Below are 13,930 nucleotides of genomic sequence, written 5' to 3'. Positions count from 1 at the left end.
CTATGCTCATCGGAGTCTCGTCAGAAGGAGGCCCATGCGCCCCGAAGAACCGAAGTGGACCCCATCGAACGAATCCCTCGACCCCACCCGTCCGGGTCCGGCGGACCGGCCTCGCGAGCTGCGGCGGATCCTCGGCCTGTTCCGGCCCTACCGCGGGCGCCTGGCCGTGGTCGGCGCCCTGGTCGGCGCCTCCTCGCTGGTCGGCGTCGCCTCGCCGTTCCTGCTCAAGGCGATCCTGGACGTCGCGATACCCGAGGGGCGTACCGGCCTGTTGAGCCTGCTCGCGCTGGGCATGATCCTCACGGCCGTCGTCACCAGCGTGTTCGGTGTGCTCCAGACCCTGATCTCCACCACGGTCGGCCAGCGCGTCATGCACGACCTGCGCACCGCCGTCTACGCCCAGCTCCAGCGGATGCCGCTGGCCTTCTTCACCCGCACCCGCACCGGCGAGGTGCAGTCACGGATAGCCAACGACATCGGCGGCATGCAGGCGACGGTCACCTCGACGGCGACCTCGCTCGTGTCGAACCTGACCGCCGTCATCGCCTCGGTCGTCGCCATGCTCGCGCTCGACTGGCGGCTCACGCTGGTCTCCCTGCTCCTGCTGCCGCTCTTCGTGTGGATCAGCCGCCGCGTGGGCCGCGAGCGCAAGAAGATCACCACGCAGCGTCAGAAGCAGATGGCGGCCATGGCGGCCACCGTCACCGAATCCCTCTCGGTGAGCGGCATCCTCCTCGGCCGCACCATGGGCCGGTCCGATTCCCTGACCAAGGCCTTCTCCGAGGAGTCCGAGAAGCTCGTCGGGCTGGAGGTGCGCTCCAGCATGGCCGGGCGCTGGCGGATGTCGACCATCGGCATCGTCATGGCCGCCATGCCCGCGCTCATCTACTGGGCTGCGGGCATCGCTCTGCAGACCGGTGCCCCCTCGCTCTCCGTCGGCACCCTCGTCGCCTTCGTCACGCTCCAGCAGGGCCTGTTCCGGCCCGCCGTGAGCCTCCTTTCGACGGGTGTGCAGATCCAGACCTCGCTCGCCCTGTTCGCCCGGATCTTCGAGTACCTCGACCTGCCGGTGGACATCACCGAGCGCGAGGCTCCCGTGAAGCTGGACCGGGCGAAGGGTGAGATCCGCCTGGAGGACGTGCACTTCTCCTACGAGGCCAAGGACGGCCCGACCCTCACCGGCATCGACATCACCGTCCCGGCCGGCGGCTCCCTCGCCGTGGTGGGCCCGACCGGCTCGGGCAAGAGCACCCTCAGCTACCTGGTGCCCCGGCTCTACGACGTGACCGGCGGCCGGGTCGCCCTCGACGGGGTGGACGTGCGCGACCTCGACTTCGACTCGCTGGCCCGCTCCATAGGCGTGGTCTCCCAGGAGACCTACCTCTTCCACGCCTCAGTGGGGGACAACCTGCGCTTCGCCAAACCGGACGCCACCGACGAGGAGATCGCCGAGGCGGCGCGGGCGGCCCAGATCCACGACCACATCGAATCCCTGCCCGACGGGTACGACACCCTGGTCGGCGAGCGCGGCTACCGCTTCTCCGGAGGCGAGAAGCAGCGGCTTGCCATCGCCCGTACGATCCTGCGCGATCCGCCGGTGCTCATCCTCGACGAGGCGACCAGCGCCCTCGACACCCGCACCGAGCACGCCGTGCAGCGGGCCATCGACAACCTCTCCCGGGGTCGCACCACCATCACCATCGCGCACCGGCTCTCCACCGTCCGGGACGCCGACCAGATCGTGGTTCTGGACGCGGGCAGGATCGCCGAGCGCGGCACGCACGAGGAACTGCTGGGGGCCGGAGGCCGCTACGCCGCGCTGGTCCGCCGGGATCACGACGCAGCACAGGCGGCGCCGGGAGTGCGCGAGCCTGTCGCGGCCACAACCGCGGCCACAACCGCGGGCAGGTCCGAAGACGCGACTGAAAGAGTGACCGAAAGCGCGACCGCGGGCACGACCGAAGGCGCGGGCCGGGGTATGCCGGGGGAGCCGATGCCGACTCCGGTGAACGTGTGATCGTATGACTGGTTCGGGTGGGTAATGCCGTAAAGAGGGCGGTATACGCTCTAGCGTGCCCGTATGCATGATGAGTACCGGCCGCCACCACGCCGTTCCCGGCTCACCCGCCGGGGCCGCCTGGCGCTCTTCCTCGGCATGCTGCTCGGGCTCGGGGCTGCCGTCCTGATTCCGCTGCTGCCCCGCGAGGAACCGCCCGAGAAACCGCGCCAGTTGCTGATCCCCGAAGGCTGGCGGGCCCCGCAGGTCTACGCCGCCATCGACCACGAGCTCCGGCTCCCCGTCGGTGCCACGAAGAAGGCCGTCGCCACGGCCGCACTGGCCCTGCCGGCGGAGGCCAAGGGCAACCCGGAGGGCTACCTCTTCCCGGCCACGTACCCCGTGACCTCGAAGTCCACCCCGACCGCGCTGCTCGCGTACATGGTGGAGACGGCGAACCGGAACCTCGCCACCAAGGCCGTCGCCGACGGCGGCAAGGCGCACGGGATGACCCCGTACCAGACGGCCACCCTCGCCAGCATCATCGAGGCGGAGGCCCAGACACCGGCGGACATGGGCAAGGTCGCGCGCGTCGTGCACAACCGGCTGGCGAAGTCGATGCCGCTCCAGATGGACTCCACCCTCAACTACGCGCTCAACCGCAGCACCCTCGACACCAAGCTGAGCGACACCCGGATCGACCACCCGTTCAACACCTACGAACGCCAGGGCCTGCCCCCCACCCCGATCGACAGCCCCGGCCTGCGCGCCATGGCGGCGGCGGTCGCGCCGACCCCCGGCGACTGGCTGTTCTTCGTCACGGTGAAACCGGGCGACACCCGCTTCTCGACCACCTACGAGGAGCACAAGAAGCACGTGGCGGAGTTCAACCGTCTCCGGGCGGCGGCGGGAGCGCCCGCGCCCCGGGGGTCCTGAGCCCCCCGGCCCCGACCCCGGGGGCTCAGGACCCCGGCCCGGCGGACGTTCCGTGCATCCGCGCGGGTTCTCACCCGCCGCCGCCGACCCGTGGGGCGGCCGGCTCCCGGTCCAGCAGGCGACGGATCTCGCGGACGGCGGTGGCGCCCGCGCGGTTGGCACCGATCGTCGAGGCCGACGGGCCGTAGCCGATCAGGTGGACGCGCTCGTCCCGTACGGCCCTGGTGCCCTCGACCCGGATGCCGCCGCCCGGCTCGCGCAGCCGCAGCGGGGCCAGGTGGTCGACGGCGGCCCGGAAGCCGGTGGCCCAGAGGATCACGTCGGCCTCCACCCGGCTGCCGTCCGCCCAGGCGGCCCCGGAGGCGGTGAGGTGGTCGAAGACGGGCCGTCGCTCCAGGACCCCGGAGGCGAGCCCCGCCCGGACGGCCTCGTTGAGGGGCAGGCCGGTCACGCTGACCACGCTCTGCGGGGGCAGCCCGCGTCGGACCCGTTCCTCCACCAGTGCCACCGCCGCCCGGCCCTCGGCCTCCCCGAAGGTCCCCTCGCGGAACACGGGGGGCCTGCGCGTGACCCACGTGGTCTCCGCGGCCACCTCGGCAACCTCCAGCAGGTGCTGCACCGCCGAGGTGCCGCCGCCGACCACGATGACGCGGGCCCCGGCGAACTCCTGCGGTCCGGGGTAGTTCGCCGTGTGCAGCTGTCGGCCCCGGAACAGTTCCTGGCCCGGGTAGCGCGGCCAGAACGGCCGGTCCCAGGTGCCGGTGGCGTTGACCAGCGCCCGCGCCGACCAGGTGCCCGCCGTCGATTCGACGAGCAGCCGGCCGGCCGGGCCGTCGCCGGCGTCGCGCACCGCCTTCACGTCCACGGGCCGGCGGACGCGCAGGCCGAAGCGCTCCTCGTACGCCGCGAAGTACGCGCCGATCACCTCCGACGAGGGCCGCAGCGGATCGGCGTCGACCAGTTCCATGCCGGGCAGGGCGTGCATGCCGTGGACCTTGCCGTAGGTGAGCGAGGGCCAGCGGAACTGCCAGGCGCCGCCCGGCCGCGGGGCGTGGTCCAGGACCACGTGTTCGATCCCCGCCCTGGCCAGGTGGTACGCGCCGGACAGACCCGCCTGTCCGGCCCCGACGACCACCACGTCCACCTCTGCCGCGTCCCGCGCCATTTCGTTCACGGTTCTACTAACTCGGGGCGGCCCCCCGCTCTTCCCCTCCCGCCGGCAGGCCCCGCGCCGCCGGGGCTCCGGAGCGACTCGATGCGTCTCTCGCCCCATGGACGCCCCGTCTGCGATGCCGGACCGGGCGTGACGCGCGAAGCCCCCGTGCGGCGGCGGGGGAACGTCGCCGCACGGGGGCGTCACGTCAGGTCACGCGCGGTGCGCTGCCGTGCCGTTGCGGGTGCGCCGGAGGTCAGGCGGAATCCGCTATCCAGGCGGCCAGTTGCTCCGGTGTCGTGGACGGGTCCGCGACCAGGGTGGCGAGTTCGTCCTCCCGGAAGGTGGCCGTGGTGACGGCCGGGCAGCGCCGGCAGGCGGCCACCCCCGACTGCTGCCACCACTGGCACCGCGTACGCAGGTGGCACCGCGGGACCGCACGGGTGTCCGCCGTGGCCGAGGGCAGGGTCAGGACCCGCTCCACCAGGGAGCAGTCGTCGCCCCGCCGGTTGGCGCAGGCGGAGACGCAGTGCGAGGCGAAGCGCAGGACCCGGGTCGGCTCGATCCCCTCGGGGAGGGTGCCGAGCACCTCGGACGCCGGGACCGGATCGGCGAGGTAGACCACCTGGCCGTCGGCCGCCGAACGCACGCCGAGGACCACGGACTCCGGGGCCCGGGCCTCGCCGCTCGGGCACCAGGTCGCCGGTGCCGTCGCCGTCTGGTCGCTTCCCACGGTGCTCACCCGGCCCGTCAGCCGGCGACGGCGTCGCTCGACGCCAGGACCTCACGGCCGACGGGGTCGCCGAGGGTGCCCTGGAGTCCGAGGGCCTGCTCCCGCTCCACCGCCTGCGCGAGGTTCTGGTGCAGCTGCTCCACCGAGGTGATGCGGGCGCCGCCCGGGGCCGCGTTCGCCGTGCCGACCGCGGTCATCGCGATCCCCGCCGCCATCACGACCGCGGCGCCGCCGGCCGCCAGTTTGTTCCGGTTCATTTCCATCGAGCCCTCTCCTGGTCCGGGCGGCGTGCTCTCCCGCCGCCGAGGGCCCGAGCGTAGGAGCGGCGGGCGGGCCGAGGGGGCAGTTCTCTGGGGCAGTTCAAGCCGTTCTTCGACCCGGCGGCGGGGCCCGGGAGGGCGGGGGGAGGGGCTCAGGCGGACGTGCGGGAGAACAGCCATGCGCGGGCCCTCTCCGCGCTGAACTCCCGCTGCCCGCCCGCGAAGAGCAGACCCGCGCCGGCGAAGGCCGGATCGTCGGCGGTGTCCGGAACGTAGGGGACCGCCAGGCAGTCCATGCCGGCGGCGTGCGCGGCCCGGGCGCCCGGCGCCGCGTCCTCCACGACCACGCAGTCGGCCGGCGCGGCGCCGAGCCGGCGGGCCGCCTCCAGGAACACGTCCGGGGCGGGCTTGCCCCGCGCGACCTCCTCGGCCGAGACCGCCGTGGTCAGCAGTGCGTCCAGCCCGGTGCCCGCCAGTACCGCGTCGATCGCCTCGCGCGAGGAGCCGGAGGCCACCGCCATCGGTACGCCCCGCGCGTGCAGCAGCTCCACGAACCTCCGCATCTCCGGGAAGGCCTCGGTGCGGGCGCGGGCCAGCTCCAGGTAGGCGGCGTTCTGCTCCGCGAGCAGCTGCTCCACCGGGGCGTCGAGCCCGTGGCGTTCCTTGAGGATCTCCAGTGTCTCCAGGGTGCCGATGCCGATGAAGCGGGAGTGCTGCTCCCAGGTGAAATCGGGGACCCCGTGACGCTCCAGGGTGAGGCGGCCCGACTCGTAGTAGTTCGGCTCGCTGTCCACGAGGGTGCCATCGAGATCGAATATGACAGAAATCATCCGTTCTGCCTGTCCTGTCCGTCGTGTACCTGTCCACGACATCCTGTCAGGGTTTGCGGACCGCTCGTCCCGCCGCTTCCCGGCCCACGGACTCGACCAGCGGCAGTAGTCGGTGGGCCACCCGCTCGCGCAGGGCCACCTCGGTACGGGTGCGGACCACCCCCGGCAGCCGGATCAGCTGCTGGATCACGTCCTCCAGATGGGCGTTGTCCCGGGCCGCCACGCGGGTCAGCAGGTCCCCGCCACCGGTGATCGAGAAGGCCTCGATGATCTCCGGGACGGCGGCGAGCGCGTCGCCGACCTCGTCCAGGTGCCCCTGGGTGACCTCGATGTGCACGAAGGCCAGGACGGGGTGGCCCAGTGCGGCGGGCGAGAGGGCGGGCCCGGTCCCGGTGATCACCCCGGTCCGCTCCAGCCGGTCCAGCCGGGCCTGGAGGGTGCCGCGGGCCACGCCGAGGATCCGGGCGTACTCGCGGACGCTGGTGCGCGGCTGCTCGATCAGCAGGCGCAGGATCAGGGTGTCGAGTTCGTCCACCGCCATGCCAGGACTGTACCAATGGCCCGGGATCACCCCTTTCCGGCGCGACCGTGAGCCCGGATGTCGCCCCGCTTCGGCGGCCACGGCAGGAACCCGCTGGTCCGGGCCCGGTACGCGGCGTAGCCCGGCCGGCCGGCCATGTGCCGCTCCAGCAGCCGCTTACCGCTTCCCGCGATCAGCAGGCAGGACATCACCAGCGGGGACACGAGGGACACCGCGGCCGCCTGCGCCGACCCGCACGCGATCAGGAAGAGCCCCCACCAGACGCAGAAGTCGCCGAAGTAGTTCGGATGCCGGGTCCACGACCACAGCCCCCGGTCCATGATCCTGCCCCGGTTCGCGGGATCCGCGGTGAACCGGGCCAGCTGGTGGTCGCCCACCGCCTCGAAGACGATCCCGCAGAGCCACAGCACGCTCCCCGCCACCGCGAGGCCGGCCGGGCCACCCGGGCCGCCGGTCCCACCCGGGCCGCCGTACCCACCCGGCCCGCCGGCCCCGCCCCACCCGTGGTCGACGTACGCACCCGCCTGCACCGGCAGCGACACCAGCCACACCAGCGCCGCCTGAAGCAGGTACACCATCCGCAGCGCGTACAGGTTCCGGTTCCCCGGGGCCCGTGCCAGCATCCGCTCGTACCGGGGGTCCTCCCCGCGCCCCCGTCCCCGCCACGCGATGTGCCCGGCCAGCCGCAGCCCCCACACCACCGTGAGCACGGTCAGCAGCAGTCCCCGCCCGCCGCCCCCGCCCGACATCCCGTACGTGGCCACCGCGACGGCGGCGAAGCCCAGGCCCCAGGCCACGTCCACCACCCGGTGGGTGCCCCTGCGCACCCCCACCGCGAAGGCGAGCAGCATGACGCCCAGGGCCGCGCCGGCCGCCACGGCCAGGTTGACCCCGAAAGGACCCCAGTTCACCGTCCGCCGCCTTCGCCGCCCATCAGCAGGAACTGGTGGACGTCCAGGTACCCGGAGGCGAACCCGGCCTCGCAGTAGGCGAGGTAGAAGGTCCACATCCGCCGGAACCGCTCGTCGAAGCCGAGCTCCGCCACCCGCTCGGACCGCTCCGCGAACCGTTCCCGCCACAGCCGCAGGGTCTGCGCGTAGTGGGCCCCGTAGCCCTCGCACCGTACGACCCGCAGCCCGGTGTGCGCCCGTGCCATCTCCTCCACCGCCCGCACCGAGGGCAGCATCCCGCCGGGGAAGATGTACTTCTGGATCCAGGTGTACGTGTCCTTCGTGGCCAGCATCCGTTCGTGCGGCATGGTGATCGCCTGGAGCGCCACCCGTCCGCCCGGCTCCAGCAGCCGGTCCAGCGCGCGGAAGTACACCGGCCAGTACTCGACGCCGACCGCCTCGATCATCTCCACGCTGACGATCGCGTCGTACCAGCCGAGCGCGTCCCGGTAGTCGCACAGCCGCACGTCCACCCGGTCCGCCACACCCGCCGCCGCGATGCGCCGCAGCGCCAGCTCCCGCTGCTCCCGCGAGAGCGTCAGGGTCACCACGCGGGCACCGCGCCGGGCCGCCCGGACCGCGAGTTCGCCCCAGCCCGTGCCGATCTCCAGCAGCCGGGTGTCGGGGCCCACCCCGGCCAGGTCCAGCAGCATGTCGATCTTCCGGTGCTGGGCGGCGGGGAGCTCGGCCTCCGTGGCGGGCAGGGCGCGGAACACTGCCGAGGAGTACGTCATCGTCGGGTCGAGGAACTGGGCGAACAGTTCGTTGGACAGGTCGTAGTGCCACTCGACGTTGGTACGGGAGCCGGCCCGGGTGTTGCGCCGCTCCACCGGCTGCCGGGCCGCCCACAGCCCCCGCAGCCGCTGGAGCGGAGCCGGGACCAGCGCGGAGACGTGCCCGGCCAGGACGGTCAGCACCGCCACCGGATCGCGGGCGTCCCACTCCCCGGCGACGTACGACTCGCCGAACCCGATCAGTCCCTCTGCGGCGATCCGGCGCTCGAAGGCGGCCGGGTCGTGGACCGCCATCGCCGGGCCACCCTGCCCCAGGAGGCCCTCGGGTCCCATGTTCACCTGGAGCGGGAGCCGGTCCAGCGCCCGGCGGATGATCAGCCGGCCCACGGCCGCCCTCGTCCGGGAACAGGGCGGCACGGCCGGAAGCGTCGTCAGTGTCACTTCACACCCTCCTGGGGTACGTGGCGGGGCCGCGGCAGCACGGGCAGCCCGCGCAGCCACAGCCGGACGCCGTGGAAACGGATGCCCACCGCCACCGCGGCCGTGGGCCAGGGGTGGCGCACCAGGGCGCACAGCAGGCCGCGCGCCCCCGCTCGGCGGCGCCGGCCGCGCACGGTCGCCGTCAGCCGGGCGCCGTCGGCCCCGCCCGCCAGCCGGACCGTCAGATCGAGGAGTCCGCCCGGCTCGGGCAGCCGCATCCGGTAGTCCCCGTCCACCTCCAGGAAGGGGGAGACGTGGAACTCCTTGGGGACGCGGGCCTCCCGGGCGGCCTCCGGGCCGAGGAGGTAGCAGTGCCGCTCCCCGTACGTGTTGTGCACCTCGGCGACGATCTGCCGCAGCGCCCCGTCCGGGCCGTGGCACCAGTACACCGAGAGCGGGTTGAAGACGTACCCGAACACCCGGGCGTGCGCCAGCATCAGCACCCTCGACCCCGGTGGCAGAGCGGCCCCGCGCGCCGCGAGGAAGCCGTCCAGGCCGGCCCGGATCGAGGGGAGGCCGCCGCCGAAGTGGTCCCGCGCGTCGAACCGGGCCAGCGCCCGCAGCGGCGGGGGCAGCACGGGCAGCGCGTCCAGGTCCACGAGCCACAGGAAGGTGCGGTGGCGCAGGGCGTAGCGGTGCCCGCCGGTGCGCACGTGCCGGACGTCGGCCTCGTACAGCGCGGCGCCCGCCGCCCGGGGCGCGCGCGGCCCGCCCGTCACCAGTCCACCCCCAGCGCGGCGGCCGCCGCCACGCCCGAACGGCAGCCGTCCTCGTGGAAGCCCCAGCCGTGGTACGCCCCCGCGAAGGCCGTCACCGGCCCCGACAGCTCGGGCAGCCGCCGCTGCGCCGCCACCGAATCCGGCGTGTACAGCGGGTGTTCGTAGTCCATCTCCGCCACCACCCGGTCCGGCCGCACCCGCCCGGTCCCGGCGTTCAGCGTGACCACGTACGGTTCCGGAGAGGCCAGCCCCTGGAGCCGGTCCATGTCGTAGCTGACCTGCACCGGTACCTCTCCGGCCGGCCGGCACCCGGACAGCCGGTAGTTCCAGCAGCCCCGCGCCCCCGCGGCACCCGGCAGCACGGAGTCGTCGGTGTGCAGCACCGTGCGGTTGCGGGAGTAGCGGAAGGCCCCGAGCACCGCCAGCTCGGCGTCGGTGGGATCGGCCAGCATGCGCAGCGCCTGGTCGGCGTGGACGGCGACCACCACCGAGTCGTACGCGGCCGACGCCCCGTCGGCGGTGGTGAGCCAGACCCCGCCCGGGGTGCGGGCCAGTGACCGCACCCGGACGCCGGAACGGACGGCGCCCGGACCCAGCGCCTCGCGGACCCGCTCCACGTACCGCGCCGAACCGCCCTCGACCGTACGCCAGCTCGGGGAGCCGCCGACCGACAGCATGCCGTGGTGGGAGAGGAACCGGAACAGGTAGCGGGCCGGATGCGCGAGCGCCCCGCCCGGCGGGCAGGACCACACCGAGGCCACCAGCGGGATCGCGAAGTGCCCGGTGAAGTACGGTCCGAAGCCGCCCCGCTCCAGGAACTCGCCCAGGGTCGGCTCCGGTCCGGCCCCGGGCGCAGTGGCCAGCAGCCGCCGGGCCCGCCGGTGGAAGACCGGCACCTGGGCGAGCATCCGCAGGTAGGCGGGCCGCAGCGCGCTCCCGGGCCGGGCGAACAACCCCCTCGGCCCGCGCGCCCCCGCGTACTCCAGCCCGCAGCCCTCGCAGTGCACCGACAGGCTCATGGTCGTGGGACGGGTGGCCACCCCCAGCTCACCGAAGAGCCGCAGCAGGTGCGGGTAGGTGCGGTCGTTGTGGACGATGAAACCGGAATCGACACCCCGGACCAGGCCGTCGGGGCCCTTGACCGGATGGGTGTGGGCGTGCCCGCCCAGCCGGTCGTCGGCCTCGTACAGGGTCACCGCATGGCTCCTGGCCAGCACGTACGCCGCCGTCAGCCCGGACACGCCCCCGCCGATCACGGCCGTGCGCGGTCGTCCTCGCTCGGTCATCTCGCTCCCTCCTTCACGCTCACTTCGGAGCCGGAGGGGGTGTCGGATGTGTCGTGGGGCGAAACCGTACGGAGGAAGGCAGGCTGGGTCCCGTACACGCCGCCCCCGGGGCGCCGGAGCGTCACCGAAGCCTCACCGTGAGGCGTCACCGTCCGGGAGGGCCGCGCCGGGTCCGGTCCCGCCGCATCCGAAAGCGCCGCCCAACCCGAATCCCCTACGGGCCCGTGAGGGGCCCGGGGGCGGCCGACGGCGGGGGAACGACGAGCGGAGACAGCCCATGACAGGCCCGCACTGCCTGGTCACCGGGGCCACCGGCTACATCGGCGGCCGCCTGGTGCCCGAACTCCTCGACACCGGACACCGCGTCCGCTGCCTGGCCCGCTCCCCGGAGCGGCTGCGCGACCACCCCTGGGCGGGCCGCGCCGAAGTGGTGCGCGGGGACGTCACCGACCCCGCGTCGCTGGCGGCGGCCCTGCGCGGCATCGACGTCGCCTACTACCTCGTCCACGCCCTCGGCACCGGCCACGGCTTCGAGGACCGCGACCGCGCCGCCGCCCGGACCTTCGCCGAAGAGGCCCGCGCGGCCGGAGTCCGGCGGATCGTCTACCTCGGCGGCCTCCTCCCCGCGGACGTACCCCGCGACGCGCTCTCCCCACACCTGCGCTCGCGCGCCGAGGTCGGTGAGATCCTCCTCGCCTCCGGGGTGCCCACCACCGTCCTGCGCGCCGCCGTCATCATCGGCTCCGGCTCCGCCTCCTTCGAGATGCTGCGCTATCTCACCGAACGGCTGCCCGTCATGGTCACCCCCAGCTGGGTCGGCACCCGCATCCAGCCCATCGCCGTCCGCGACGTCCTGCGCTACCTCGTCGGCAGCGCCGCCATGCCCCCCGAGGTCAGCCGCTCCTTCGACATCGGCGGACCGGACGTGGTCACGTACGAGGAGATGATGCGCCGCTACGCCGCCGTGGCGCGGCTGCCCAGACGGCTCATCGTGCGCGTCCCCATGCTGACGCCGCGGCTCTCCAGCCACTGGATCGGACTCGTCACCCCCGTCCCGCGCTCGCTCGCCCGGCCGCTCGCCGAATCCCTGCGCCACGAGGTGGTCTGCGACGAGCACGACATCGCCGCGTACGTCCCCGACCCGCCCGGCTCCCCGATCGGCTTCGACCGGGCCCTCGCGCTGGCCCTCCAACGGGTGCGCGAGGCCAAGGTCACCACCCGCTGGTCCTCCGCCTCCCTGCCCGGCGCGCCCAGCGACCCGCTGCCCACCGACCCCGACTGGGCGGGCGGCAGCCTCTACACCGACGAGCGGGAACTGCCCGTCGACGCCCCGCCGGACGCGCTGTGGCGGGTGGTGGAGGGCATCGGCGGGGAGAACGGCTGGTACTCCTTCCCCCTGGCCTGGGCCGTACGGGGCTGGCTGGACCGGCTCGTCGGAGGGGCCGGCATCCGGCGCGGCCGCCGCGACGCCGCCCGGCTGCGGGTGGGCGACTCCCTCGACTTCTGGCGGGTCGAGGAGATCGAAGCGGGCCGTCTGCTGCGCCTGCGCGCCGAGATGCGGCTGCCGGGGCTGGCCTGGCTGGAGCTGTACGCCGACCCGCGCGCGCCCGGCTCCGCCGCGGCCCCGGGCCCTTCCGCGCATCCCGCCCCTCCGCGCGCCCTGTACCGGCAGCGGGCCCTGTTCCACCCGCACGGGCTGCTCGGACACCTGTACTGGTGGAGCGTGTCCCCCTTCCACGCCGTCGTCTTCGGCGGCATGGCCCGCAACATCGTCGGCGCCGCCGAACGGGCCGCATCGGGGTCCGGGCCCGCACCCTCCCGCGCCCCCGGGTCCGCTTCACCCCCCGGCGCCGCATCCGGAACGGCCCCCCGCGCCGAAGAACCCCCGACAACCGATGCCCACAGCCCTGACGCGGAGCCGAGAGCATGAACACCGCCGTGGTCCTCTACACCTCCGACCTGCGCCTGCACGACCATCCACCCCTGCGGGCGGCCCTCTCCTGCGGCGACCGGGTCGCCCCGCTCTTCGTCCGCGACCGCGTCATCGAGGACTCCGCCTTCGCCGCACCCAACCGGCTGGCCTTCCTCGCCGACTGCCTCGCCGACCTCGACGCCGCCCTGCGCGAGCGCGGAGGCCGCCTCCTGCTGCGCTCCGGGGACGTCGTCGCCGAGGTCTGCGCCCTGGTCCAGGAGGCCGACGCCGACGAGGTGCACATGGCCGCCGGGGTCAGCGGCTACGCCCACGCCCGCGAGGAACGCCTGCGCGAGGCTCTCGAAGCCCAGGGCCGGCGGCTCTACGTCCACGACACCGTGGTCACGGCGGTGGCCCCGGGGACGGTGCTGCCCTCCGGCTCCGGAGCCGACCACTTCGCCGTCTTCACGCCCTACCTGCGCCGCTGGACGGAACTGCCCCTCAGGCCGGCCGAGCCCGCGCCCCGCACCGTACGGGTTCCCGAGGCCCTCGGCTCCGAGCCGCTGCCCCGCCGCTCCGCCGTCACCGGGACCTCCCCGGGGCTCGCCCGCGGCGGCGAGACCGAGGCCCGCCGGCTGCTGACCAACTGGCTGCGCTCGGGCATCACCCGCTACGAGGACACCCACGACGACCTCGCCGGCGACGCCACCTCGAAGCTCTCCCCGCACCTGCACTTCGGAACCCTCTCGCCCACCGAGGCCGTCCACCGCGCCCGCGGCGCCGGCGGCGCCGGCGCCGAGGCCTTCGTCCGCCAGCTGTGCTGGCGCGACTTCCACCACCAGGTCCTCGCCGCCCGCCCCGAGACCGCGGCCGAGGACTACCGGGCCCGCCACGACCGCTGGCGCACCGGTCCCGAAGCCGAGGAGGAGCTCCAGGCCTGGAAGGACGGCCGCACCGGCTACCCGGTCGTCGACGCGGCCATGCGCCAGCTGCGCCACGAGGGCTGGATGCACAACCGGGGCCGCCTGCTGGCCGCCAGCTTCCTCGCCAAGACCCTCTACCTGGACTGGCGCACCGGCGCCCGCCACTTCCTGGACCTTCTCGTCGACGGGGACGTGGCCAACAACCAGCTCAACTGGCAGTGGGTCGCCGGCACCGGCACCGACACCCGCCCCAACCGGGTCCTCAACCCCGTCCGGCAGGGCCTGCGCTACGACCCCGAGGGCCGCTACGTCCACCGCTGGGTGCCCGAACTCGCCGACCTGCCCGCGCCCCGCGTCCACGAGCCCTGGCGGCTGCCCGGCCTGGAACGGGCCCGCTTCGGCTACCCGGACCCCGTCGTGGACCTCGCCGACGGCCTCGGCCGCTTCCGCCAGGGGCGGCCCGGCACCGTATCGTGA

13 protein-coding genes are annotated in these 13,930 nt (G+C 74.2%); 4 read left to right on the top strand and 9 right to left on the bottom strand.

Translation table 11 applies throughout. The features are described 5' to 3' along the window. The first annotated feature begins 34 nt into the window (after positions 1–34). Entirely contained in the window at positions 35–2,017 is a 1,983-nt protein-coding gene (locus tag AB4039_RS01490; RefSeq protein WP_266837245.1) for an ABC transporter ATP-binding protein, read from the top strand. Positions 2,018–2,080: 63 nt separating this feature from the next. After that, complete coding sequence (mltG, locus tag AB4039_RS01485) at positions 2,081–2,932, top strand: endolytic transglycosylase MltG (RefSeq protein ID WP_266837243.1); 852 nt, start codon at positions 2,081–2,083, stop codon at positions 2,930–2,932. Between the two features lie 70 nt (positions 2,933–3,002). Here the strand turns inward: mltG and AB4039_RS01480 are convergent, their stop codons facing one another. From AB4039_RS01480 to AB4039_RS01440, 9 genes are all read right to left on the bottom strand, one after another. Then, positions 3,003–4,106, bottom strand: coding sequence for an FAD-dependent oxidoreductase (locus AB4039_RS01480; protein ID WP_266837241.1), 1,104 nt, complete (start codon positions 4,104–4,106; stop codon positions 3,003–3,005). 235 nt (positions 4,107–4,341) lie between these two features. Beyond that, positions 4,342–4,818: a hypothetical protein gene (locus AB4039_RS01475; RefSeq protein WP_266837239.1), complete on the bottom strand. Its 477-nt coding sequence runs from the start codon at positions 4,816–4,818 to the stop codon at positions 4,342–4,344. Between the two features lie 17 nt (positions 4,819–4,835). After that, positions 4,836–5,081, bottom strand: a complete 246-nt coding sequence (locus AB4039_RS01470; RefSeq protein WP_266837237.1) for a hypothetical protein — start codon at positions 5,079–5,081, stop codon at positions 4,836–4,838. A 149-nt stretch (positions 5,082–5,230) separates the two neighbouring features. Further along, positions 5,231–5,908 (bottom strand): HAD family hydrolase, encoded by a 678-nt coding sequence (locus AB4039_RS01465; RefSeq protein WP_442269784.1) that lies wholly within the window; start codon positions 5,906–5,908, stop codon positions 5,231–5,233. Between the two features lie 46 nt (positions 5,909–5,954). Then, positions 5,955–6,449 carry an Lrp/AsnC family transcriptional regulator gene (locus tag AB4039_RS01460; protein ID WP_442269783.1) on the bottom strand — a complete coding sequence of 165 codons (495 nt, stop codon included), beginning with the start codon at positions 6,447–6,449 and terminating at the stop codon, positions 5,955–5,957. 26 nt (positions 6,450–6,475) lie between these two features. Further along, a complete protein-coding gene (locus AB4039_RS01455; RefSeq protein ID WP_266841459.1) occupies positions 6,476–7,300 on the bottom strand; it encodes a DUF1295 domain-containing protein in 825 nt (274 codons plus the stop codon). A gap of 56 nt (positions 7,301–7,356) precedes the next feature. Continuing rightward, positions 7,357–8,574 (bottom strand): class I SAM-dependent methyltransferase, encoded by a 1,218-nt coding sequence (locus tag AB4039_RS01450; protein ID WP_442269782.1) that lies wholly within the window; start codon positions 8,572–8,574, stop codon positions 7,357–7,359. Beyond that, entirely contained in the window at positions 8,571–9,332 is a 762-nt protein-coding gene (locus tag AB4039_RS01445) for a DUF1365 domain-containing protein (protein WP_266837231.1), read from the bottom strand. Before AB4039_RS01445 ends, AB4039_RS01450 begins: the two co-directional genes overlap by 4 nt. Further along, positions 9,329–10,618 (bottom strand): FAD-dependent oxidoreductase, encoded by a 1,290-nt coding sequence (locus AB4039_RS01440; RefSeq protein WP_266837229.1) that lies wholly within the window; start codon positions 10,616–10,618, stop codon positions 9,329–9,331. The genes AB4039_RS01445 and AB4039_RS01440 overlap by 4 nt, the downstream gene beginning before the upstream one ends. A gap of 277 nt (positions 10,619–10,895) precedes the next feature. Between AB4039_RS01440 and AB4039_RS01435 the strand changes: the two genes are divergently transcribed. Both AB4039_RS01435 and AB4039_RS01430 read left to right on the top strand, forming a co-directional pair. Beyond that, positions 10,896–12,548: an SDR family oxidoreductase gene (locus AB4039_RS01435; RefSeq protein ID WP_442269781.1), complete on the top strand. Its 1,653-nt coding sequence runs from the start codon at positions 10,896–10,898 to the stop codon at positions 12,546–12,548. Next, entirely contained in the window at positions 12,545–13,930 is a 1,386-nt protein-coding gene (locus AB4039_RS01430; protein WP_266837225.1) for a cryptochrome/photolyase family protein, read from the top strand. Before AB4039_RS01435 ends, AB4039_RS01430 begins: the two co-directional genes overlap by 4 nt.

This window comes from Streptomyces sp. M-16, assembly GCF_052114405.1.
Lineage (GTDB): Bacteria > Actinomycetota > Actinomycetes > Streptomycetales > Streptomycetaceae > Streptomyces.
Note: the sequence above shows the minus strand (reverse complement) of the source record. Positions and strands in the feature narration are given on the sequence as shown.

Bases quoted from the DNA above. Each gene is read 5' to 3' on its own strand.
- AB4039_RS01490 (WP_266837245.1), top strand. From the start codon at position 35: ATGCGCCCCGAAGAACCGAAGTGGACCCCATCGAACGAATCCCTCGAC.
- mltG (WP_266837243.1), top strand. From the start codon at position 2,081: ATGCATGATGAGTACCGGCCGCCACCACGCCGTTCCCGGCTCACCCGC.
- AB4039_RS01470 (WP_266837237.1), bottom strand. From the start codon at position 5,081: ATGGAAATGAACCGGAACAAACTGGCGGCCGGCGGCGCCGCGGTCGTG.
- AB4039_RS01465 (WP_442269784.1), bottom strand. From the start codon at position 5,908: ATGATTTCTGTCATATTCGATCTCGATGGCACCCTCGTGGACAGCGAG.
- AB4039_RS01460 (WP_442269783.1), bottom strand. From the start codon at position 6,449: ATGGCGGTGGACGAACTCGACACCCTGATCCTGCGCCTGCTGATCGAG.
- AB4039_RS01455 (WP_266841459.1), bottom strand. From the start codon at position 7,300: ATGCTGCTCGCCTTCGCGGTGGGGGTGCGCAGGGGCACCCACCGGGTG.
- AB4039_RS01440 (WP_266837229.1), bottom strand. From the start codon at position 10,618: ATGACCGAGCGAGGACGACCGCGCACGGCCGTGATCGGCGGGGGCGTG.
- AB4039_RS01435 (WP_442269781.1), top strand. From the start codon at position 10,896: ATGACAGGCCCGCACTGCCTGGTCACCGGGGCCACCGGCTACATCGGC.
- AB4039_RS01430 (WP_266837225.1), top strand. From the start codon at position 12,545: ATGAACACCGCCGTGGTCCTCTACACCTCCGACCTGCGCCTGCACGAC.